The sequence below is a fragment of the Ferrovibrio sp. genome (genome assembly GCF_002796975.1).
Taxonomy (GTDB): domain Bacteria; phylum Pseudomonadota; class Alphaproteobacteria; order Ferrovibrionales; family Ferrovibrionaceae; genus Ferrovibrio.
Genome location: NZ_PEKV01000012.1, coordinates 211905 through 229355, shown reverse-complemented (window position 1 = coordinate 229355; position 17451 = coordinate 211905). Strand labels below are relative to the sequence as shown.

Sequence of the window (17451 nt, the reverse complement as noted above, 5' to 3'; positions counted from 1 at the left end):
AAAACTCTTGTCTGGAATGGCCCTCTGGGCGCCTTCGAGACGCCGCCCTTCGATGCCGGCACGGTCACGGTCGCCCGCACCGCTGCGGCGCTCACCGCCTCGGGCCGCCTGCTCAGCGTGGCGGGCGGCGGCGATACGGTGGCAGCTTTGCGCCATGCCGGTGTGGCCGAGGAATTCTCCTATGTTTCCACCGCCGGTGGCGCCTTCCTGGAATGGCTGGAAGGCAAGGAGCTGCCGGGTGTGGCGGCGCTGGCCGCCAAATGAATGCGTGATAAAATCCGGCCCTGAAACAGGGGGCCGGATTTTCGTTATCAACGGACTGAATTCGGACTATCGGGAGCTGACTGACATGGACGTCAAAGAACTCAACAAGATCGCCAAGGGCATGGTCGCGCCGGGCAAGGGCATTCTCGCGGCCGATGAGAGCACCAGCACGATCGAAAAACGCCTCACCAGCATCAACGTGCCGTCGACGGAAGAAAACCGCCGCGACTATCGCGAAATGCTGTTCACTGCCGATGGCGCGGAGAAATACATCTCCGGCGTCATCCTCTATGACGAGACGCTGCGCCAGAAGGCCAAGGACGGCACGCCGCTGGTCGACATCCTGAACAAGCGCGGCATCATCCCGGGCATCAAGGTCGACAAGGGCGTGCAGCCGCTTCAGGGCAGCGACGGCGAGAAAATCACCGAGGGCCTCGATGGCCTCGGCAAGCGCATGGCCGAATACCACCAGCTCGGCGCCCGCTTCGCCAAGTGGCGCGCGGTGCTGAACATCGCCAATGGCAAGCCGAGCCGTCAGGCCATCGTTGCCAACGCCGAAGCGCTCGCCCGCTATGCCGGTATCTGCCAGGCCAACAACATCGTGCCGATCGTCGAGCCGGAAATCCTGATGGACGGCGACCATGATCTGGCCACCAGCTTCGTCGCCACCGAGCGCACGCTGCATGCCGTCTTTGAGCAGCTGGCGCTGCACAATGTTGTGCTGGAAGGCATGATCCTGAAGCCGGGCATGGTGATCCAGGGCGAAAGCTGCAAGAAGGCCGCCGGCATCGACGAAGTGGCCGATGCCACCGTGCAGGTGCTGAAGCGCTGCGTGCCGTCGGCCGTGCCGGGCATCGCCTTCCTGTCGGGCGGCCAGTCGGACGAACTGGCCTCGGCGCATCTCGGCGCCATGAATGCCCGCCATCCGAACCTGCCCTGGGCCCTGACCTTCTCCTATGGCCGCGCCCTGCAGGCGCTGCCGCTGAAGCTCTGGGGCGGCAAGGCCGCCAACGTGGCCAATGCGCAGAAGGGCTACCTGCACCGCGCCAGGCTCAACGGCATGGCCGCGCTGGGTAAGTACGAAGCCAAGCTGGAAAGCGAATTCAAGGCCGCGTAAACGCCGCCCAAATTCGTCGGGTTTTTACGACGGCTCCGGTGGCGACACCGGGGCCGTTTTCGTTGTGGTGCGGCAGATCGATTTCAAGGCGCGCCACTCGTCGGGAGTGAGCAACGGATAACCCTTCATGGCAGCGGCATGGAACATGGCCGAGCGCTCTGCATAGGTCGGATGATCGTCCAGAAAGTCCGTTTCGCCTTCGTCGGCGGCAAAGCGGAGCATCAAATCCCCGACCGCAGTGGGATCGACACTCATCGCCTGCAGCCAGGCAATCGCAGAACGATCCGCCTCGCGCTCCCGCTCCTGACTGTGAAAGGATATCTTCGGACCTGTGCTGGTCAGGGCATATCCAATCGATGGCGCCCCTGTGGAGGAGAGAATCCCGGCGGCATTCAGCAGCGCCACCGCTTCAAGCATTCCTCTCAGTCCATGCCGTCCGACGCCGTGGCCCATTTCATGGGCAATGATCCCGGTCAATTCCGCGTCATTCCGGGCATAATCAATCAGTTCGCTATAGATGACCGCGTATCCGCCCCCGAAACTGCTGGCATTGAGCCTGCTTCGGAGGACGACCACGACATTTGGACTTAGTTCCGGCATCACGCCAGCCACGCTGCGGGTCAGTTTCGACAGGGCTTTCAACCCGGCCGGAGCGACGCAGAACTGTATGCCGCCACGGCTCCGGCCTCTCCTGGCGACATAATTCTCGAAATTCTGCCGGCCGAATTCGTTGATGTTCTCAGACGAGACCAGCGCGGCCAGCCCTTCTGACACTTTCGGCAGCAAGAGGCCTGCATATCCGATCAGCAGCATGCCAAACATGGCGAGCAGCAACAGCGACAACTTGACGCTGACGGGTTCCCGCCCCTGTTGCAGCGGCCCGCATTCACGCAACAGGCGATCGTGCATCCGGGGCGGCAGATGGAGCCGCGCCGCACCCGTTCCGGAGCGGACGCAGAACCAGCGTCCCGCCTCGTAGCGCCCGACCAGGCGCAGGCCGCCCGTGGGCCACCGGACAATGGTTTCGTCGTCGCCCTCTATCCGCAATCCATCCGGCTCGACGAAAACCGACACCGGTTGCTCGCGCGCCGTCTCGCCGTCCCAGAACCGACCGACATTGATGCGAAAGTTATCGACGAGATCAGAAGAGATGGGCATGACCGATATCCCATAAGCCTTCGCCAAAACGCGGTCGCGGCAGGCGACTTTGCATCGTTCTCGCCACTGCCTCGACGTTGTCCACAGTCGTGCTGGCGATCATCTCCTGCCACAGCGGTATCACGACAAAACGGTACCAGATCGCACCCATTCCGATCGCAGCGATGAACGCGACTGCCAGACAGGCCCACACGCTTTCAACATAGTCCAACCGATAGAACGGGCCGTTTTCATGGAGATTGGCGTGCATCAACAGGGTCAGCGCCGCAAAACCAAAAAATGCTGGCAATATCATCCGCTGAAAAAGGCGGCGAAACAGACCTGTTGGCGAGCGACAGGAAAATTGCGACGGCCCGATATCAAGCTGGTCGAGAAGCCATTCGAGCCATGCGGCATAAAAGTACAGCCACGTCAGGCAGACCCAGAACAGCGCCACGCCCACGCCATAGAGATTCATGCTGTCGCAGCGCTGGTTGATGAGATCGAACAGGTTGGCAATGCCCCAGATCGGCGCCGCTGCATTGCCATCCGCCTGCCAGATCTGCCACAGGCAGAGTCCGTAAAGTGGGCCGAAGCAGACAGCCCAGACCCGCAGCCAGGGGCGTATCAGCTGGTTTGCGCGGCCATGGAATTGCGCGCGACGATTGCCCCATATCGTATGACGGACACGGTAGCGCGCCAGATCTTCGCAGGCCCAGGGCACGCTCAAGCCGGCTGTGACACAGAAGACAGCGGACCAGATCATGTATCGGCTGGCATAGGCCCAGCGCGAGCCATCCTGGCCCGCGCAAATGCCACGCCATAGCGTCCGCGACAGCTGATAGCCGCGGGCGGAATAACGGCCGGCAGCCGTAAGAAACATGGTCGTGAGCCACCAGCCATTGAAAACCAGCGTCGCCAGCACCGCGTCGGTATTAACGACGAAGAAGTTGCCCACGAGAGACGCTAACGGGATGAAAACCGTGAAAGCGATGGCGAAGCCGAGAAACAGCTCGTAGCCATGGCCGGTATATTCGAGCGCATCATCCCCGACTTTCAGACTCGCCCAGAGATGCCGCCGCAGGTCGGTGCGGGCCCAGAAGCGATAGAGGCGCAGGGTCGCCAGTTCCAGCAGGGCATTGCGCAGCAACAACCGGTCCAGACCTGCTTCAGGCTGAAAACTTAATCTCACGCGCATGCACACCCCCCTGAATACAATTTTATGTTCACATTATGTTCTCATAATGCAGAACAAAGAGGGGTACTGCAATCGTCAAAAAAGCCCGGGCAGTTTCCCGCCCGGGCTCTTATTCAGGCTAAATGGCTATGTCGCCAGTTACGCAGCCTTGGGCTGTGCGTCGATCACCTTGCCAGCGTTGGCAGCCGTGTTGATCGCGATCTGGCGCGGCTTCTTCGCCTCAGGGATCTCGCGGGTGAGCGCGACATGCAGCAGGCCGTCCTTCAGTTCGGCGCCGACCACTTTCACGGTATCGGCCAGTTCGAAGCGGCGTTCGAAGGCGCGTCGCGCGATGCCGCGGTGGAGATACGAGACCTGCTCGCCGTCCTGCGTCGCGGTCTGCTCAACCGCCTTGCCGGTGACGATCAGGCTGTTTTCCTTCACCGTGATGTCGAGTTCGCTCTGGTCGAAGCCGGCCACCGCCATGGTGATGCGGTAGGCATCTTCGCCACGCTTCTCGATGTTGTACGGGGGATAGCTGGTCGCGGTTTCATCGACACGATTGGCCAGTTCGAACAGCCGGTTCACATGATCGAAACCGACGCTGGACCGCAGCAGGGGGGAAAGATCGAAAGCACGCATGAGTCATCCTCCTTCAAGCGATGAGTCGTTTGCGCGGCCCGCCATGAATGCCGGCAGGAGACGTTTCCCGCTGTATCAGCCGGGCCGCCGTTAAGGCCGGACCTCATGGTTGAGCATCCGGCACGCGACAGAGATAGGAAGCCGAAAAGCCGGCTTCAAGAGGGAAAATTTTTCGGGAAATCCGCGCCTCTGCCGCGGCGCGTCAGCCGATCGAGATCGGGTACCACTTGAATTCGTGCAGCCCCCGGCCGCGCAGAATATCCGTCACATGCTTGGGCCCGACGAATTCGCAGGCCAGATTGACGCCCTGGGCCGCCAGCACGACGGTGGAATTCCTGAACAGCGGCTTCATCGCGGCGAGCGAACGTCCCGCCATCTCGTCGGTGGCGATGGCAGAATAGGAAACGTAGATCACCGTGATGACCTCGTTGCCGAGTTGAATAGAGGCGGACTGGTATACCTGAGCCATGGCGGCGCTTGTCTTCTACCCTGTAAACGCGGCAGATCAGGCCATAGGGGTAACGCAATCGTAGTTAATGAAACGTGGCCGGGTGTCATATCCCGGCAAATTTGCTGCCGCGACCCGGAGTCAGGACAACAAAAAAGGCGGCTGGAATTCCAGCCGCCTTTTGTCTGCCGGGCGCCGCCCGACAATAATCCGAATACGGTCGATTACTTCTTCAGACCGAAGCTGCCGAAGCGCTTCTTGAACTTGGCGACCTGGCCGCCCGCTTCGTTCAGACGGGCCGGACCGCCGGTCCAGGCCGGATGCGACGTGGAGTCGATGTCGAGCATCATGGTGTCGCCCGGCTTACCCCAGGTCGAACGGGTGGTGTAGACGGTACCGTCCGTCATCTGCACCTTGATCTCGTGGTAATCGGGATGGATATCGGTCTTCATGACTGTTCTCCTGGGCCGGCCCCCAACTCATGGCGCTTATCGTCATGATGGTCGGGAGGAGCCGCAAATTGAGGGGGCGTTATAGCCAGAAGCACCCCCACCCGCAAGTCCGAACCGGGACTGGCCGGTAAGTGAACCAGATCAATCTGTTAACTACTGGCTGGCGGTCAGATTGCGGCGGCGCTGGAATTCGGCCGGATCGACCAGCTCGATCCCCAGTTTTTCCAGCCCATCCAGAATCGGGATGAACCCGTTAAGACTGGTATTGGCTGACGGGTTGTTCGGATCGGGGGCCCAGCCCATCACGGCAATGGCGACCAAATTGCCCTGCCGATCCAGCAGGGGGCCGCCGCTGTTCCCGCCATGAATGGCCACATCAGCCTGGATCAGATCAAATGGCCGGCGAGGTAGTTGCGCAGGCCGCCATGCACTGACCACGCCACGCGTCACTGTCCAAGCCAGTTGCCTCTGCTGTGGTGCACCGATGGCATAGACCTCCTCGGTCACCGCCACCGGTGTTTCACGTATCGCCATCACCGGATAGCCGCTGCCTTCCATTTTCACCAGCGCCACATCGCGAAGTTCATGCTGGCGGATCACCTCCCCCATCACAACGCGGCCGGAGACCAGCCGCACGCGCACAAACCGCTGCCCGCCGACCACATGCTTGTTGGTGATCATCAATCCATCTTCGGTCACGATAAAGCCTGAACCATGGCCGCCGCTGCCAATCTCGATCAGCACGGTCGCGCTGCGCAGGCGGTCGATCTGGGTATCAATGGGCTGCTGCGACAGGGTGGCGCGCCGTAGTGGAATGCGCGCGAGATCTTGCGCCACCGACTGCGAGCCCGGCTGTGGCAACGGGGCACGTTCCGTCATCATCTTGCGCAGTTCGGGCGAAACTGCCAGCCGATTAGCTGCATCGGCGAAGGCCAGTTGCAGGATGACTGCAGGGTCGAGTGCGACCGTTTCCGTCGCCTCAAAGCGGCCTTCGCCCCGTTGCCTGAGAATCACTTGCCGCCGCACCGGGTCGAAGACCTGCCACTCCATCGCCACTTTGGCATCGCCGCGCATACCGACAGCTTGCTCGGTGAAGAAATCGCACACGGCACTCATCTCCAGTTTGATTTCACTAATCGTCAAACCGAACTGGAGGTCGCCCTCATCCTGCTGCGAGGTGTTAAACAGCTGGTTGGGATTGCCAGCAACACGGAAACCATGGCCACTCATGACGCGATAGAAGGTGTCGTTCCACTCGCTGCTGCGCTGCGGAGTACGGGGTTGTTCCTGATGGATCGGACCCAATCTCACGCCGTGGCATCTGTTACCAAACTGCCCTCTCAGCCGGCCAATCTCCGTGCCGCGCGGGATATCGATCTGGATGCGGGCCAGCTCAATCGAGCGGCCATCCAGGCCAGTCTGTTCGCCCGGCGCGATGGTGCGGCCGTCGGCCAGTTGCACTGGCTTGGCCGCAATGGGTGGAGGCGGCTTAGCGGTGACACAGGCGGAAATCACAGCGGTCAGGGCGAGCGCGGCGAGACGAGACGGCAGAGCGAGCATGGAAAACCCTCTTCAGAGGAGAGGTTGAGAACTTCCCGATATCTATAATGGCAATATCAGAACATAAAGTGAAATTTTGTCGTTCATAACATGGCCATACATTTGTATGCAGGCCACAGACGGATTTATGGCCGCGACCGGAGCCCACGGGGTCCGCCCCTCGCGTTGTCCCCCCCGGGTATGGCCGGTATAACCATCTGAGTTTTCAGCCAGACAAGCCAATGCAGCGCACCGACACCTCCGATTCCAAGCGCCCGCCGATCTCGGCGCTCAAGCATGTCTTCCGTTTCGTCGCGCCTTATCGCTGGATGGCGGTCGGCGCGACGGTCGCCCTCGTCGTCACCTCGGGCGCCATGCTGATGATCGGCCAGGCGATCCGCCGCGTGATCGATGCCGGCTTCGGCGCCGGCAACGGCGACTATCTCGACCTCTACTTCGGCGCACTGTTCGGCGTCGTGGTCATCCTGGCCTTTGGCACCTTTGCGCGTTTCTACTGCGTCACCTGGGTCGGCGAGCGCGTGGTCGCCGATATCCGCAAGGCCGTCTATGGCCATGTGATGAAACTGAGCCCGGCCTTTTTCGAGACCACCCGCAGCGGCGAGGTGCTGTCGCGGCTCACCACCGATACCGAACTGATCCAGACCCTGGTCGGCTCGTCAATCTCGGTCGCGCTGCGCAACATGCTGCTGTTCCTGGGCAGCGCCGGCCTGCTGATCGTCACCTCGCCGCGCCTCACTCTTTTGGTCGCGCTGGTGATCCCGCTGGTCGTGCTGCCGATCATCGTGCTGGGACGTCGGCTGCGGAAGCTGTCGCGCGAAAGCCAGGACCGTATCGCCGATCTGTCGGCGCGGGCCGGCGAAACCCTGAACGCCATCACCACGGTGCAGGCCTATACGTATGAGTTCCGCGAAGGCGAACGCTTCGGCCAGCATGCCGAGGATGCCTTCCGCACCGCCGTGCGCCGTATCCGCGCGCGCGCCTGGCTCACCGCGCTGGTGATGCTGCTGGTGTTCGGCGCCGTCAATGCCGTGATGTGGATCGGCGGCAAGGCGGTGTTTGCCGGCGAGATGTCGGCCGGCGAACTCAGCGCCTTTGTCTTCTACGCCATCATCGGCGCGTCCTCGGTCGGCTCGCTGTCGGAAACCTGGGGCGACGTGCAGCGCGCCGCCGGCGCCGCCGAACGCCTGATGCAGCTGCTGGCCACCGAGCCGCTGATCCGCGCGCCGGCCGAACCGCAGCAGCTGCCGGCGCAGCCGAGCGGCCGGCTGCAGTTCGGCGCCGTGCGCTTCCATTATCCGGCCCGGCCGCAGACGGCGGCGCTGGACGACCTCAGCCTCGACATCGATGCCGGCGAGACCGTCGCCATCGTCGGACCTTCAGGTGCGGGCAAGACCACTTTGTTCCAGCTGCTGCTGCGCTTCTACGATCCTGAATCGGGTGCGATCCGCTTTGACGGCATCGACATCGCACAGCTCGATCCGGTCAGCTTGCGCCAGCATATCGGCCTGGTCGCCCAGGAGCCGGTGATCTTCGGCGCCACGGTGGCGGAAAACATCCGTTACGGCCGGCCGGAAGCGTCTGACACCGACGTGCAGGCCGCCGCCGAGGCCGCCGCCGCGCATGGCTTCATCCAGGCGCTGCCGCAGGGCTACGACACCTATCTGGGCGAGCGCGGCGTGCGGCTCTCCGGCGGCCAGCGCCAACGCATTGCGATTGCCCGCGCCCTGCTGCGCGATCCGCCGGTGCTGCTGCTGGATGAAGCCACCTCGTCGCTGGACGCGGAATCCGAACGCAAGCTGCAGACCGCACTCGAGCGCCTGATGCAGGGCCGCACCACCCTGGTGATCGCGCATCGCCTCGCCACCGTGCAAAAGGCCGACCGCATCGTGGTGATGGATGCGGGGCGTATCGTGGCCAGCGGCCGGCATGACAGCCTGATGGCGGAAGACGGGCTCTATGCGCGCCTCGCCCGCCTGCAGTTCATGTCCGGCAAGACCGATGCCGCCGCGTAGGCGCCGCGAGGAAAAACCGCTGCCGCGGCGGCTGATGCGCTTCTGGTGGCGCTTCCTCGTCGTCGCGCTCGTCCTCTATGTCGGCTACACGATCTGGCTCGGCGGCGCCTATCGCAGCACCGAACCCTTCGTGGCCGGGCAATGCGAAGCCGTCGCCGCGCCGCCCGGTCCGGAAGACATGGCGCAACTGGCCGATGGCGCCATCGTCGCAAGCCAGGACCGCCGCAATCGCGACGCACCGGGCGGGCTTTACTTCTACGACATGAGCAGCCGTCCCGGCCGCTTCACCAAACTCGACCTGCCGGCCAGCCTGGTGCTGCATCCGCATGGCATCAGTCTTTTCACAGCGCCAGACGGCCAGATGTTCCTGCATGTGATCAACCATCGCAGTGCCGAGCGCCACACAGTCGAGATCTTCTCGGTGCAGCGCCCGGCCGGCGCGGCGCTGCCGGTGCTGCGGCATCGCGGCAGCGTGTCGAGCGACCTGTTCGTGCATCCGAACGGCATCGCCGCCGCGGGTCCGGAATCCTTCTACCTGACGAACGATCGCGGTTCTGGCCTGGGTTTCATTAGCCAGCGCTGGATGCATATGGTGGAAAACCTGCTGCAACTGGCGCGCTCCACCGTGGTCTATCACGACGGTCGCGGCGCCCGCGTGGTGGCACAGGACATCGCCTTCGCCAACGGCATCGAGATCAGCGCCGATGGCGGCACCGTGCTGGTCGGCTCGACGCAATGGCGCATGCTGCTGGCCTATACGCGCGAACCGCAGAGCGGCATGCTGCTGCGCAGCGGCAGCCTCGCCCTGCCCGGCGGCGCCGACAATATCCGCCGCGATGCCGACGGCAACCTCTGGGTCGCCGCGCATCCCAATGCCTTCGCCTTCATCGGCCATGCCATGGATGCCGGAAAGGAAAGCCCGAGCATGATCCTGCGGCTGGCACGCGACAGTCGCGGCGTGGTGCAGACCGAGCAGGCCTTCGGCGATCCCGGCACATTGATCTCCGGCGCCAGCGTCGGCCTGCACCGGCAGGGCCGCCTGCTGATCGGTGCGGTGTTCCAGCCAACCGTGCTGGATTGTCTGCTCGATGAAACGAAACTGCGCGAAAACGCAGACTGACAGATCCTAGCGTTCGGTCAGCTTCAGCTCGATGCGGCGGTTGCGGCGAAACGCCGTCTGGTCTTCGCGCGCATCCAGCGGCTGGAACTCGCCAAAGCCGGTGGCCGCCAGCCGTTCGACCGGCACACCCTGGCTGGCGAGGAATTTCACCACCGAGATCGCACGCGCGGATGACAGCTCCCAGTTCGAGGGGAACTGCGCCGTGCTGATCGGCAGCTTGTCGGTATGGCCGTCGACGCGCAGCACCCAGGGCAGTTCCTTCGGGATCTTCTCGCTGATCTCGATCAGCGTCTTGGCCAGCTTGGCGATCTGGTCACGCCCTTCGGGCTTCAGGTCCGCCGAGGCAGAGTCGAACAGCACTTCGGACTGGAAGACGAAACGGTCGCCGACGATCTGGATGTCGCGGCGGTTGCCCAAAGCCTGTCGCAGCCGGCCGAAGAATTCGGAGCGATAATTGGTCAGCTCATCCACCTTGCGCGCCAGTGCTGCATTGAGCCGGCGGCCGAGGTCGCTGACCTGCGCCTGGTTGGCCTTATCCTTCTCTTCGCTCTCTTTCAGGATGCGTTCGATCTGCGCCATCTGCTCGCGCAGCGCCAGGATCTGCCGGTTCAGCAGGTCGACCTGGCTGCGCGCTTCCGATGTCAGACGCTTTTCCTGATCCAGCTGGCCGGTGCTCGACACCAGCTTGCCCTGCAGGTCGACCACGATCTGCTGCTGCTCGGCCAGTTTCTTCTCGGCATCGTCGGCGCGCGCCTGGCTGTCGGCCAGCACGGCGGCGAGCTGGTCGCGTTCGGCGCTGGCGCTGCTCAGCGTCGCCTGCAGGTTGGTGAGGTCGAGGCGGAGCGCTGCATTGTTGCGTTTTTCCAGCCCGAGCTGCTCGACCAGCCCGGCCAGCTCGCTGCGCAGGCCTTCGATCGCCTTGTCACGGCCGGAAATCGCATTGGCGAGGAAGAACTGCACCAGCATGAACACGGCCAGCACGAAAACGATCACCATGAGCAATGTCGACAGCACGTCGACATAGCCCGGCCATGCGCCGGCGCTCATATGGTCGTTACGCCTGCGGCTCAGAGCCATCGGCGCTTACCGGCGCTGGTTGTCTGCGGATGCCGCGATGGTGCGCGACAGCAGCTTGATTTCGGCCCGCATGTCGTCGATCAGCTTGGCGCGGCCCTGGGCGGCATCGTCCAGCATGCGGGTCAGCAGGATATCGATGTTGCGCAGATGGCCGCGGCTGGCAGCGTCGAAATTGCCACCATCGGCGCCCTGCGCCAGTTTGGCCATGATCGGTTTCATCTCGATCTGGTGTTCGGTCAGTTTCAGCAGCAGGCCCTGTTCGGCACGCATCTGCTCGGTCAGCAGGCTGAGTTTTTCATTGAGCTGCAGCAGGGCCGCGCCGGTCTGGCTGCGGCTGTCCTCGCCGCGCGCCATCGTGCGCTGCAGGTTGTCCAGGCTGTCGGCGGTCTGCTCCAGCAGCGCCTGCACATAAGCCGGCACCGACTGGTCGCCTTCCGACACTGCGCCGCCGCCGACGCGGGTGAAGCCGGCGAGCCATTCTTCCAGATCGTTGTAGAAGCGGTTCTGCGCCTGGCCGGCCTGCAGGTCGAGGAAGCCGACGATCAGCGAGCCAGCCAGACCCATCATCGAGGCGGAGAAGGCCAGCCCCATGCCGGTGAGCGGCGTTTCCAGACCGCCCTTCAGCTTGTTGAACAGTACATTGATGTCTTCGTTGGCGCTCAGCGACAGGCCGTTGATGGTGTCGGCCACGCCATTGATGGTTTCGAGCAGGCCCCAGAAGGTGCCGAGCAGGCCGAGGAACACCATCAGGCCGATGAAGTAGCGCGAGATCTCGCGGCCTTCGTCCAGCCGCGAGCCGACCGAGTCGAGCAGGGCGCGCGTCGCCGTCGCATGCAGTGAGCCGCGCGGGCTGCGATTGGCCAGCATGCGGGCCAGCGGCGCCAGCAGACTGGAGGGTTCGCCGATATTGCCGGCGCCGCCGGTGCGCTGCGCCTTTTGCCAGGCCTCGACCCAGTTGGCCTCGCGTCCGATCTCCCAGACCTGACGGAAGGTGTAGAGCGTGCCGATCAGCAGCACGGCGCCGATCAGGCTGTTGAGCGCCACATTCGCCATGAAGGCGCGCAGCAGGGTGTTGTGCAGCACGGCGATCACCACGCCGACGCCGGCGAGGAAGAGCACCATACGCAACAGAAAACGGCCGGGCTTGGTCATGGAATCCATCCTTCCCGCTTCTGCGTTACGGAGCGAATACGGCAATTTCACGGCACCTGCCGCCGGCTGGCGATCAACTGGCGAAACGGAGCCCGGCGGGCCCACAGGCAAATGGGAATTCGCCCAGGTGAATCAGCGTGGCGAATCAAAGGGCGAACCGCCCGATGATCGCCCAAGGCGGCAAACCGGATCAACCCCGGATATGCGTCAGAGCGATGTCGATTGGGTGCCGTTGACAGATTGACGGCCTTCGTTCAGCGACCGCCAGTTCAGCGGCCACCGGTTTAATGGCCCACAGGTGCGATCTCGACGCGGTCCGCGGCACTGCCATCGGTCGGCGCACCGAGGGCGCGGACATCGATGCGGGTCGAACGGATGCCCTTGTCGATCAGATGCTGCCGCACGGCCAGCGCACGGGTGAGCGACAGGCGCCGGGCGCCGCTGCCGCCATCGCTGACGGTGCTGGCGGCATAGGCGCGGATCTGCAGGCGGTCTTCGCCAGCGGCATATTGCGTGGCGAGCGCGTCGAGCGCGGCGAGATCGCCGGCCGGCACTTCACCCTGTCCACCCGGGAAAGTCAGCGTGATCAGGCCGCCCGGCCCGATGGCGGGCGCAGGCACCGGCCGCGGCGGCGTCGGGGCGGCGGCCACCTGCGGAGCGGGCGCCGGGCGGGGAGCGGCCGGCGGTGCTGCCGGAGCGGCGGCGGGAGTCTGCGACGCCGGAGACTGCGACGCCGGAGACTGGGGCGCCGGAGCAGCAGCCAGCGGGGCCGGTGTTGCGGGCGCCGCCTGAGCCGGCGCGGGAGCCGGTGCGACTGGCGGCACGGCGGCCACGGAAGGCGCGGGAGCCGCGGTCGGCGCCGGGGCAGCTGGTGCCGGTGTCGCGACAGCCGGCGGCGCCGGCGTGGCGGGCACAACCTGGGTCGGCGCGCCAGCCTGCGGAGCCGGTGCGACGGGTGCAGGGGCCGGAGCGGGGGTAGCCGGAGCCGGGATCGCAGCCGGGGCCGGCGCAGATGCGACGGCCGGCGGTGTGGGTGCCGCGGCAGGCGCGGTCTCGGTCTTGGCGGCGGCAGTTTCGGTCTTGGCGGCAGCCTTGGGCGCAGAGGCCTTGCGGGTAGTGGAGGATCCGGGCCGGCGCAACTTCACGGTATTCGTGGCCTTGCCGGTTTCGCCCAGCAGCGCCTGCGGACCGGTCGGCTGCACCAACACCGGGACAGCCGGCTTTTTCGGCGCTTTGCCGGTCGAACCGATCAGTGGCAGTTGCGTGGTGGAGGGGTTGGCAGTCCTGGCGCCGCCCAGCTGGTCGAGCGCCTGCATATTGACCTGGACATTGCCGCTGCCGATGTAATTCTGCGCCAGCGCCGGCGCAGCGCCGACACTGAGGCCGAACGCCAGCGATAGGGCGGCAAGCGAATGCGGAACCGGCCTGGCAGCCATCGAATAATCCCCCCGAACCCCAACTACGCTGCGAACGATAGCGGAGCCGGCCGGAACCGACAACCCGGCAAGCGAGCGTCAGCAACAGGAAATCAACGACTTGTGCGGTGCGAATAGGCCCCGGCGAAGCGTCGGTCAGGCTTTGATCAGCTTGCTGAGCGGCGCATGCAGCACGTCGTTGGCCGCGATGATGGCGCCGGTCTCCACCATCTTGTCGCCGCCGGCGAAATCCGTGACCGTGCCGCCGGCTTCCCGCACCAGCACGATGCCGGCCGCGATATCCCAAGGCTGCAGGCCGGTTTCCCAGAAGCCGTCGAAGCGCCCGGCCGCGACATAAGCCAGATCGAGCGCCGCAGCGCCCAGACGGCGGATGCCCGCCACTTCGGTCATCACCCTGGTGACTTCCTTCACAAAGGCTTCGTGGCCCGACTTGCCATGGAAGGGGATGCCGGTGCCGAACACCGCTTCGGGCAGTTTGCGCCGCGCCGAGACACGGATGCGGCGCTCATTCACATAAGCGCCGGCGCCTTTCTCGGCCCAGAAGAGTTCATCGCGCACGACATCAAGCACGATGCCGGCGATCAGTTCGTCTTCGCGCTGCACGCCGATCGAGATGGCGAAATGCGGAATGCCGTGCAGGAAATTGGTGGTGCCATCGAGCGGGTCGATGATCCAGTAGGTCTTGCCGTCCTTCGCCTCGATGCGACCGCCCTCTTCCATGACGAAGCCGAAATCGGGACGCAGCTTGGCGAGTTCCTGCTGCAGGATCTTCTCGGCCTTGCGGTCGGCAGCGGAGACGAAGTCGGCCGGGCCCTTCTTCGAGACCTGCAGGTGCTCGACCTCGTTGAAGTCGCGGATCAGGCTGCGCTGCGCTTTGCGCGCCGCGTTTGCCATTGCATTGATCAAAGCCGAACGCAGGGCCATTGGGGGACCGGAAGTTGGGGACGGAGCTTGTTTTGGAAAGGCGGCGGAACCTATCAGCGGTTCCCGTGCTTGGCAATCGCTGCATTAAAGGCTTTTACCGCCGCAGCAGGGCCTTCCGGGTGGCGCCAGACGCCGGCGGAAACCGCCAGGAAATCCGCGCCGGCCGAGATTAACGGCGGGCAGTTCTCAATCGTGATGCCGCCGATGGCGACGCAGGGCACTTCCATGATATCCGCCCACCACTCGATCAGCTCGGGTTCCGTTTTCGTCTTCGGCTGCTTGGTCTCGGTGGCGAAGAAGGCGCCGAAGGCAACATAGTCGGCACCGGCCTCGGCCGCTTCCATCGCCAGATGCCGGGAGTCATGGCAGGTGACGCCGACGATGCGATCCGGCCCCAGAATACGCCGCGCCTCTTCATAGGGCGTATCGTCCTGTCCGACATGCACGCCATCGGCGCCGAACTTGATCGCCAGATCGGGCCGGTCGTTGATCAGCAATGCGACGTCATGTTCGTGACAGATCGGCAGCAGGGCTTCGGTCGCGCGGCGGAATGTGTTGTCGGACGCCGTCTGCTCGCCATCCTTCAGGCGCAGCTGCAGGCAGGCAACATCGCCGGCACCGAGCGCCTGTTTCAGCTGTTCGGTGAAGGCTGCCGGTTCGAGCACCGGCGGCGTGATCAAGTAGAGTCTCTGGTCAGGTGTTTTCATGTTCAGCCGGCGATAAAGCTCTTCAGGGCGTCGAGCGTTTCGTCGGGCCGCTCGCCCATCATCATATGGCCGCAACCCGTCAGCACGTCGATGCGGCCATCCTTGAATTCCTTCGCCCAGCCGCGTGCAGCGCGCAGCGGCGTCATCTGGTCGCGCTCGCCGGCAATGATCTGCGCCGGCAGCGTGACGGCAGCGACGGCCTGCTTGCCGTTCTGGTAGCTGTTGCAGACGCGGAAACCCAGCGCGAGGCATTCGCGCGGCGCGCGATCGACCAGGCGGATGCTGCCATTCAGCAGATGCGCGCCCGGCACACGGTTGCTGCCGATCTGGTTGCGCTTGGCAATCATCCAGTCGTTCATCAGTTCGACGACCGTATAGGCGCCGCTGTCGGCCAGCGCCTGCAGTTCCGGATTGACCGCCATCGGGAAGGCAAAACCGAGCAGCGAAATCTTCGCCACCCGCGACGGATGCCGCTGTGCGGTTTCCAGCGCGATCAGCGCGCCCATGGAGTGACCGACGAGAAACGCCTGCTGCACGCCGGCAGCATCGAGCAGCTTCGGCATCCAGTCGGCAAAGGCTTCCACACTGTCGAGCATCGGGCCGTCCGAACGACCGTTGCCCGGCAGGTCGAGCGCCAGCACGGAATAACCGTGATAGGCGAACCAGCGCGTCTGCATCGCCCAGACCGTATGGTCGCAGGCATTGCCATGGATAAAGACCACGCAGGGTTTGGTCTTGTCGAAATCCTTGCCGCCGGTGGCGGCAAACACTTTCTTGCCCGCGACGTCGAGCCACATCTTCGTGTTTCCTTTGCTCTTATTCGGCCGCGGCCTTGATGGCCTTCTGCGACGCACGCAGCGCCTGATTCAGGTCGTCGATCAGATCCTGGCTGTCTTCCAGGCCGACGGACAGCCGCACCAGTTCCTCGCCGACGCCGGCAGCCTTCAGTTCGGCCGCAGACATCTGCTGATGCGTGGTGCTGGCCGGATGGATTACCAGCGACTTGGCGTCGCCGACATTGGCCAGATGCGAGAAGACCTGCAGCGTCTCGATCAGCACCCGGCCCGCGTCTCGCCCGCCCTTGACGCCGAAACTGAACACCGCGCCGCAGCCGTTCGGCAGCAACTTTTTCGCAACCGCATGATCGGGATGCTCTTCCAGTTCGGGATACGACACCCAGGCGACGGCCGGATGCGATTTCAGGAAGGCGACCACCTTGCGGCTGTTCTCGATGTGGCGCGCCATGCGCAACGGCAGCGTCTCGACGCCCTGCAGCAGATGGAAAGCATTCGTGGGCGACATGCAGGCGCCGAAATCGCGCAGGCCCTCGGCACGCGCACGCATGATGAAGGCGCCGGGGCCGAATTCCTCGGCGAAGTCGAGGCCGTGATAGCCAGCATACGGCTCGGTGATGGTGGGGAACTTGCCCGAGGCTTCCCAGTCGAAGCGGCCCGAGTCAATCAGCGCGCCACCGATGGCAACGCCGTGGCCGCCGAGGAACTTGGTGACCGAATGCATCACCAGGTCGGCGCCATGCTCGAAGCCCCTGAACAGATACGGCGTCGCGAAGGTGCAATCGAGCATCAGCGGAAGGCCGGCGTCATGCGCGATCTTCGCCACCGCCGGCACGTCCAGCACTTCGAGGCCGGGATTGCCAAGGATCTCGCCAAACACCAGCCGCGTCTCCGGGCGTATCGCTGCCTTGATCGCGGTGTGGTCGCGCGGATCGACGAACGTCGTCGTAATGCCGAAACGCGGCAGCGTGTGGACGAGGATATTGTAGCTGCCGCCGTAGATATTGCGCGAGGCGACGATATGCCCGCCCTGCCCCATCAGCGTGCAGATCGCCAGATGCATCGCCGCCTGGCCCGAGGCCGTGCAGACCGCGCCGACGCCGCCTTCGAGAGCTGCGAGGCGTTCTTCCAGCACCGCGACCGTGGGATTGGAGATGCGCGAATAGATATGGCCGCCGCGTTCGAGGTTGAACAGGGCGGCCGCATGGTCGGCATCGCGGAAGACATAGGAGGTGGTCTGGTAGATCGGCACGGCCCGCGCGCCGGTCGTCGGATCGGGCTGCTGGCCCGCATGCAGGCTCAGCGTGTCGAAACGAAAGAATTTGGGTTCCAGCATGACGCCCTCCCGGGAGAAACCTTGTCAGACCGGATGGGTAGCATGCCGCGGCGGCAGCCGTCACGCAGGTGCAAGTCGTTGCGCCGACATAAAAAA

The 17451-nt window shown here is 64.2% G+C and carries 17 protein-coding genes; 4 read left to right on the top strand and 13 right to left on the bottom strand.

Annotation, left to right across the window (positions count from 1 at the left end; genetic code table 11):
• On the top strand, positions 1-264 hold a 264-nt coding region (pgk, locus tag CTR53_RS14455), incomplete at its 5' end, for a phosphoglycerate kinase (RefSeq protein ID WP_290814732.1).
• Between the two features lie 85 nt (positions 265-349).
• On the top strand, positions 350-1381 hold the full coding sequence (locus tag CTR53_RS14450; RefSeq protein ID WP_290814729.1) for a class I fructose-bisphosphate aldolase: 1032 nt from the start codon (positions 350-352) through the stop codon (positions 1379-1381).
• 24 nt (positions 1382-1405) lie between these two features.
• Here CTR53_RS14450 and CTR53_RS14445 read toward each other — a convergent pair whose 3' ends face one another.
• The 6 genes from CTR53_RS14445 to CTR53_RS14420 form a co-directional block, all read right to left on the bottom strand.
• Entirely contained in the window at positions 1406-2539 is a 1134-nt protein-coding gene (locus CTR53_RS14445) for a M48 family metallopeptidase (RefSeq protein ID WP_290814726.1), read from the bottom strand.
• Positions 2523-3716 carry a DUF898 family protein gene (locus CTR53_RS14440; protein ID WP_290814723.1) on the bottom strand — a complete coding sequence of 398 codons (1194 nt, stop codon included), beginning with the start codon at positions 3714-3716 and terminating at the stop codon, positions 2523-2525. The genes CTR53_RS14445 and CTR53_RS14440 overlap by 17 nt, the downstream gene beginning before the upstream one ends.
• A gap of 138 nt (positions 3717-3854) precedes the next feature.
• Positions 3855-4337 carry an Hsp20 family protein gene (locus CTR53_RS14435; protein ID WP_290814720.1) on the bottom strand — a complete coding sequence of 161 codons (483 nt, stop codon included), beginning with the start codon at positions 4335-4337 and terminating at the stop codon, positions 3855-3857.
• A gap of 202 nt (positions 4338-4539) precedes the next feature.
• Positions 4540-4806: a hypothetical protein gene (locus CTR53_RS14430; protein WP_290814717.1), complete on the bottom strand. Its 267-nt coding sequence runs from the start codon at positions 4804-4806 to the stop codon at positions 4540-4542.
• A gap of 203 nt (positions 4807-5009) precedes the next feature.
• On the bottom strand, positions 5010-5237 hold the full coding sequence (gene rpmE, locus CTR53_RS14425) for a 50S ribosomal protein L31 (protein WP_290814714.1): 228 nt from the start codon (positions 5235-5237) through the stop codon (positions 5010-5012).
• Between the two features lie 153 nt (positions 5238-5390).
• Positions 5391-6797, bottom strand: coding sequence for a serine protease (locus CTR53_RS14420; protein WP_290814711.1), 1407 nt, complete (start codon positions 6795-6797; stop codon positions 5391-5393).
• A gap of 221 nt (positions 6798-7018) precedes the next feature.
• Between CTR53_RS14420 and CTR53_RS14415 the strand changes: the two genes are divergently transcribed.
• Both CTR53_RS14415 and CTR53_RS14410 read left to right on the top strand, forming a co-directional pair.
• The gene (locus tag CTR53_RS14415) at positions 7019-8809 is read left to right on the top strand and encodes an ABC transporter transmembrane domain-containing protein (protein ID WP_290814708.1); all 1791 of its coding nucleotides are present in this window, start codon (positions 7019-7021) and stop codon (positions 8807-8809) included.
• Complete coding sequence (locus tag CTR53_RS14410; RefSeq protein WP_290814705.1) at positions 8796-9929, top strand: hypothetical protein; 1134 nt, start codon at positions 8796-8798, stop codon at positions 9927-9929. Before CTR53_RS14415 ends, CTR53_RS14410 begins: the two co-directional genes overlap by 14 nt.
• Positions 9930-9935: 6 nt before the next feature.
• Here CTR53_RS14410 and CTR53_RS14405 read toward each other — a convergent pair whose 3' ends face one another.
• From CTR53_RS14405 to CTR53_RS14375, 7 genes are all read right to left on the bottom strand, one after another.
• Positions 9936-11006 (bottom strand): peptidoglycan -binding protein, encoded by a 1071-nt coding sequence (locus CTR53_RS14405; RefSeq protein WP_290814702.1) that lies wholly within the window; start codon positions 11004-11006, stop codon positions 9936-9938.
• A gap of 6 nt (positions 11007-11012) precedes the next feature.
• Positions 11013-12158 (bottom strand): flagellar motor protein MotA, encoded by a 1146-nt coding sequence (locus tag CTR53_RS14400; protein ID WP_290814699.1) that lies wholly within the window; start codon positions 12156-12158, stop codon positions 11013-11015.
• A gap of 284 nt (positions 12159-12442) precedes the next feature.
• Positions 12443-13594, bottom strand: coding sequence for an OmpA family protein (locus CTR53_RS14395; protein ID WP_290814696.1), 1152 nt, complete (start codon positions 13592-13594; stop codon positions 12443-12445).
• Between the two features lie 135 nt (positions 13595-13729).
• Positions 13730-14518 carry an inositol monophosphatase family protein gene (locus tag CTR53_RS14390; RefSeq protein ID WP_290814693.1) on the bottom strand — a complete coding sequence of 263 codons (789 nt, stop codon included), beginning with the start codon at positions 14516-14518 and terminating at the stop codon, positions 13730-13732.
• A 53-nt stretch (positions 14519-14571) separates the two neighbouring features.
• The gene (thiE, locus tag CTR53_RS14385; protein ID WP_290814690.1) at positions 14572-15225 is read right to left on the bottom strand and encodes a thiamine phosphate synthase; all 654 of its coding nucleotides are present in this window, start codon (positions 15223-15225) and stop codon (positions 14572-14574) included.
• Between the two features lie 2 nt (positions 15226-15227).
• Positions 15228-16022, bottom strand: coding sequence for an alpha/beta hydrolase (locus CTR53_RS14380; RefSeq protein WP_290814687.1), 795 nt, complete (start codon positions 16020-16022; stop codon positions 15228-15230).
• Between the two features lie 19 nt (positions 16023-16041).
• Entirely contained in the window at positions 16042-17355 is a 1314-nt protein-coding gene (locus CTR53_RS14375) for an O-acetylhomoserine aminocarboxypropyltransferase (protein WP_290814684.1), read from the bottom strand.
• Positions 17356-17451: the final 96 nt, after the last annotated feature.

Bases quoted from the DNA above. Each gene is read 5' to 3' on its own strand.
- CTR53_RS14415 (WP_290814708.1), top strand. From the start codon at position 7,019: ATGCAGCGCACCGACACCTCCGATTCCAAGCGCCCGCCGATCTCGGCG.
- CTR53_RS14390 (WP_290814693.1), bottom strand. From the start codon at position 14,518: ATGGCCCTGCGTTCGGCTTTGATCAATGCAATGGCAAACGCGGCGCGC.
- thiE (WP_290814690.1), bottom strand. From the start codon at position 15,225: ATGAAAACACCTGACCAGAGACTCTACTTGATCACGCCGCCGGTGCTC.
- CTR53_RS14405 (WP_290814702.1), bottom strand. From the start codon at position 11,006: ATGGCTCTGAGCCGCAGGCGTAACGACCATATGAGCGCCGGCGCATGG.
- rpmE (WP_290814714.1), bottom strand. From the start codon at position 5,237: ATGAAGACCGATATCCATCCCGATTACCACGAGATCAAGGTGCAGATG.
- CTR53_RS14400 (WP_290814699.1), bottom strand. From the start codon at position 12,158: ATGACCAAGCCCGGCCGTTTTCTGTTGCGTATGGTGCTCTTCCTCGCC.
- CTR53_RS14395 (WP_290814696.1), bottom strand. From the start codon at position 13,594: ATGGCTGCCAGGCCGGTTCCGCATTCGCTTGCCGCCCTATCGCTGGCG.
- CTR53_RS14410 (WP_290814705.1), top strand. From the start codon at position 8,796: ATGCCGCCGCGTAGGCGCCGCGAGGAAAAACCGCTGCCGCGGCGGCTG.
- CTR53_RS14440 (WP_290814723.1), bottom strand. From the start codon at position 3,716: ATGCGCGTGAGATTAAGTTTTCAGCCTGAAGCAGGTCTGGACCGGTTG.
- CTR53_RS14450 (WP_290814729.1), top strand. From the start codon at position 350: ATGGACGTCAAAGAACTCAACAAGATCGCCAAGGGCATGGTCGCGCCG.
- CTR53_RS14435 (WP_290814720.1), bottom strand. From the start codon at position 4,337: ATGCGTGCTTTCGATCTTTCCCCCCTGCTGCGGTCCAGCGTCGGTTTC.
- CTR53_RS14375 (WP_290814684.1), bottom strand. From the start codon at position 17,355: ATGCTGGAACCCAAATTCTTTCGTTTCGACACGCTGAGCCTGCATGCG.
- CTR53_RS14420 (WP_290814711.1), bottom strand. From the start codon at position 6,797: ATGCTCGCTCTGCCGTCTCGTCTCGCCGCGCTCGCCCTGACCGCTGTG.
- CTR53_RS14430 (WP_290814717.1), bottom strand. From the start codon at position 4,806: ATGGCTCAGGTATACCAGTCCGCCTCTATTCAACTCGGCAACGAGGTC.
- CTR53_RS14445 (WP_290814726.1), bottom strand. From the start codon at position 2,539: ATGCCCATCTCTTCTGATCTCGTCGATAACTTTCGCATCAATGTCGGT.
- CTR53_RS14380 (WP_290814687.1), bottom strand. From the start codon at position 16,022: ATGTGGCTCGACGTCGCGGGCAAGAAAGTGTTTGCCGCCACCGGCGGC.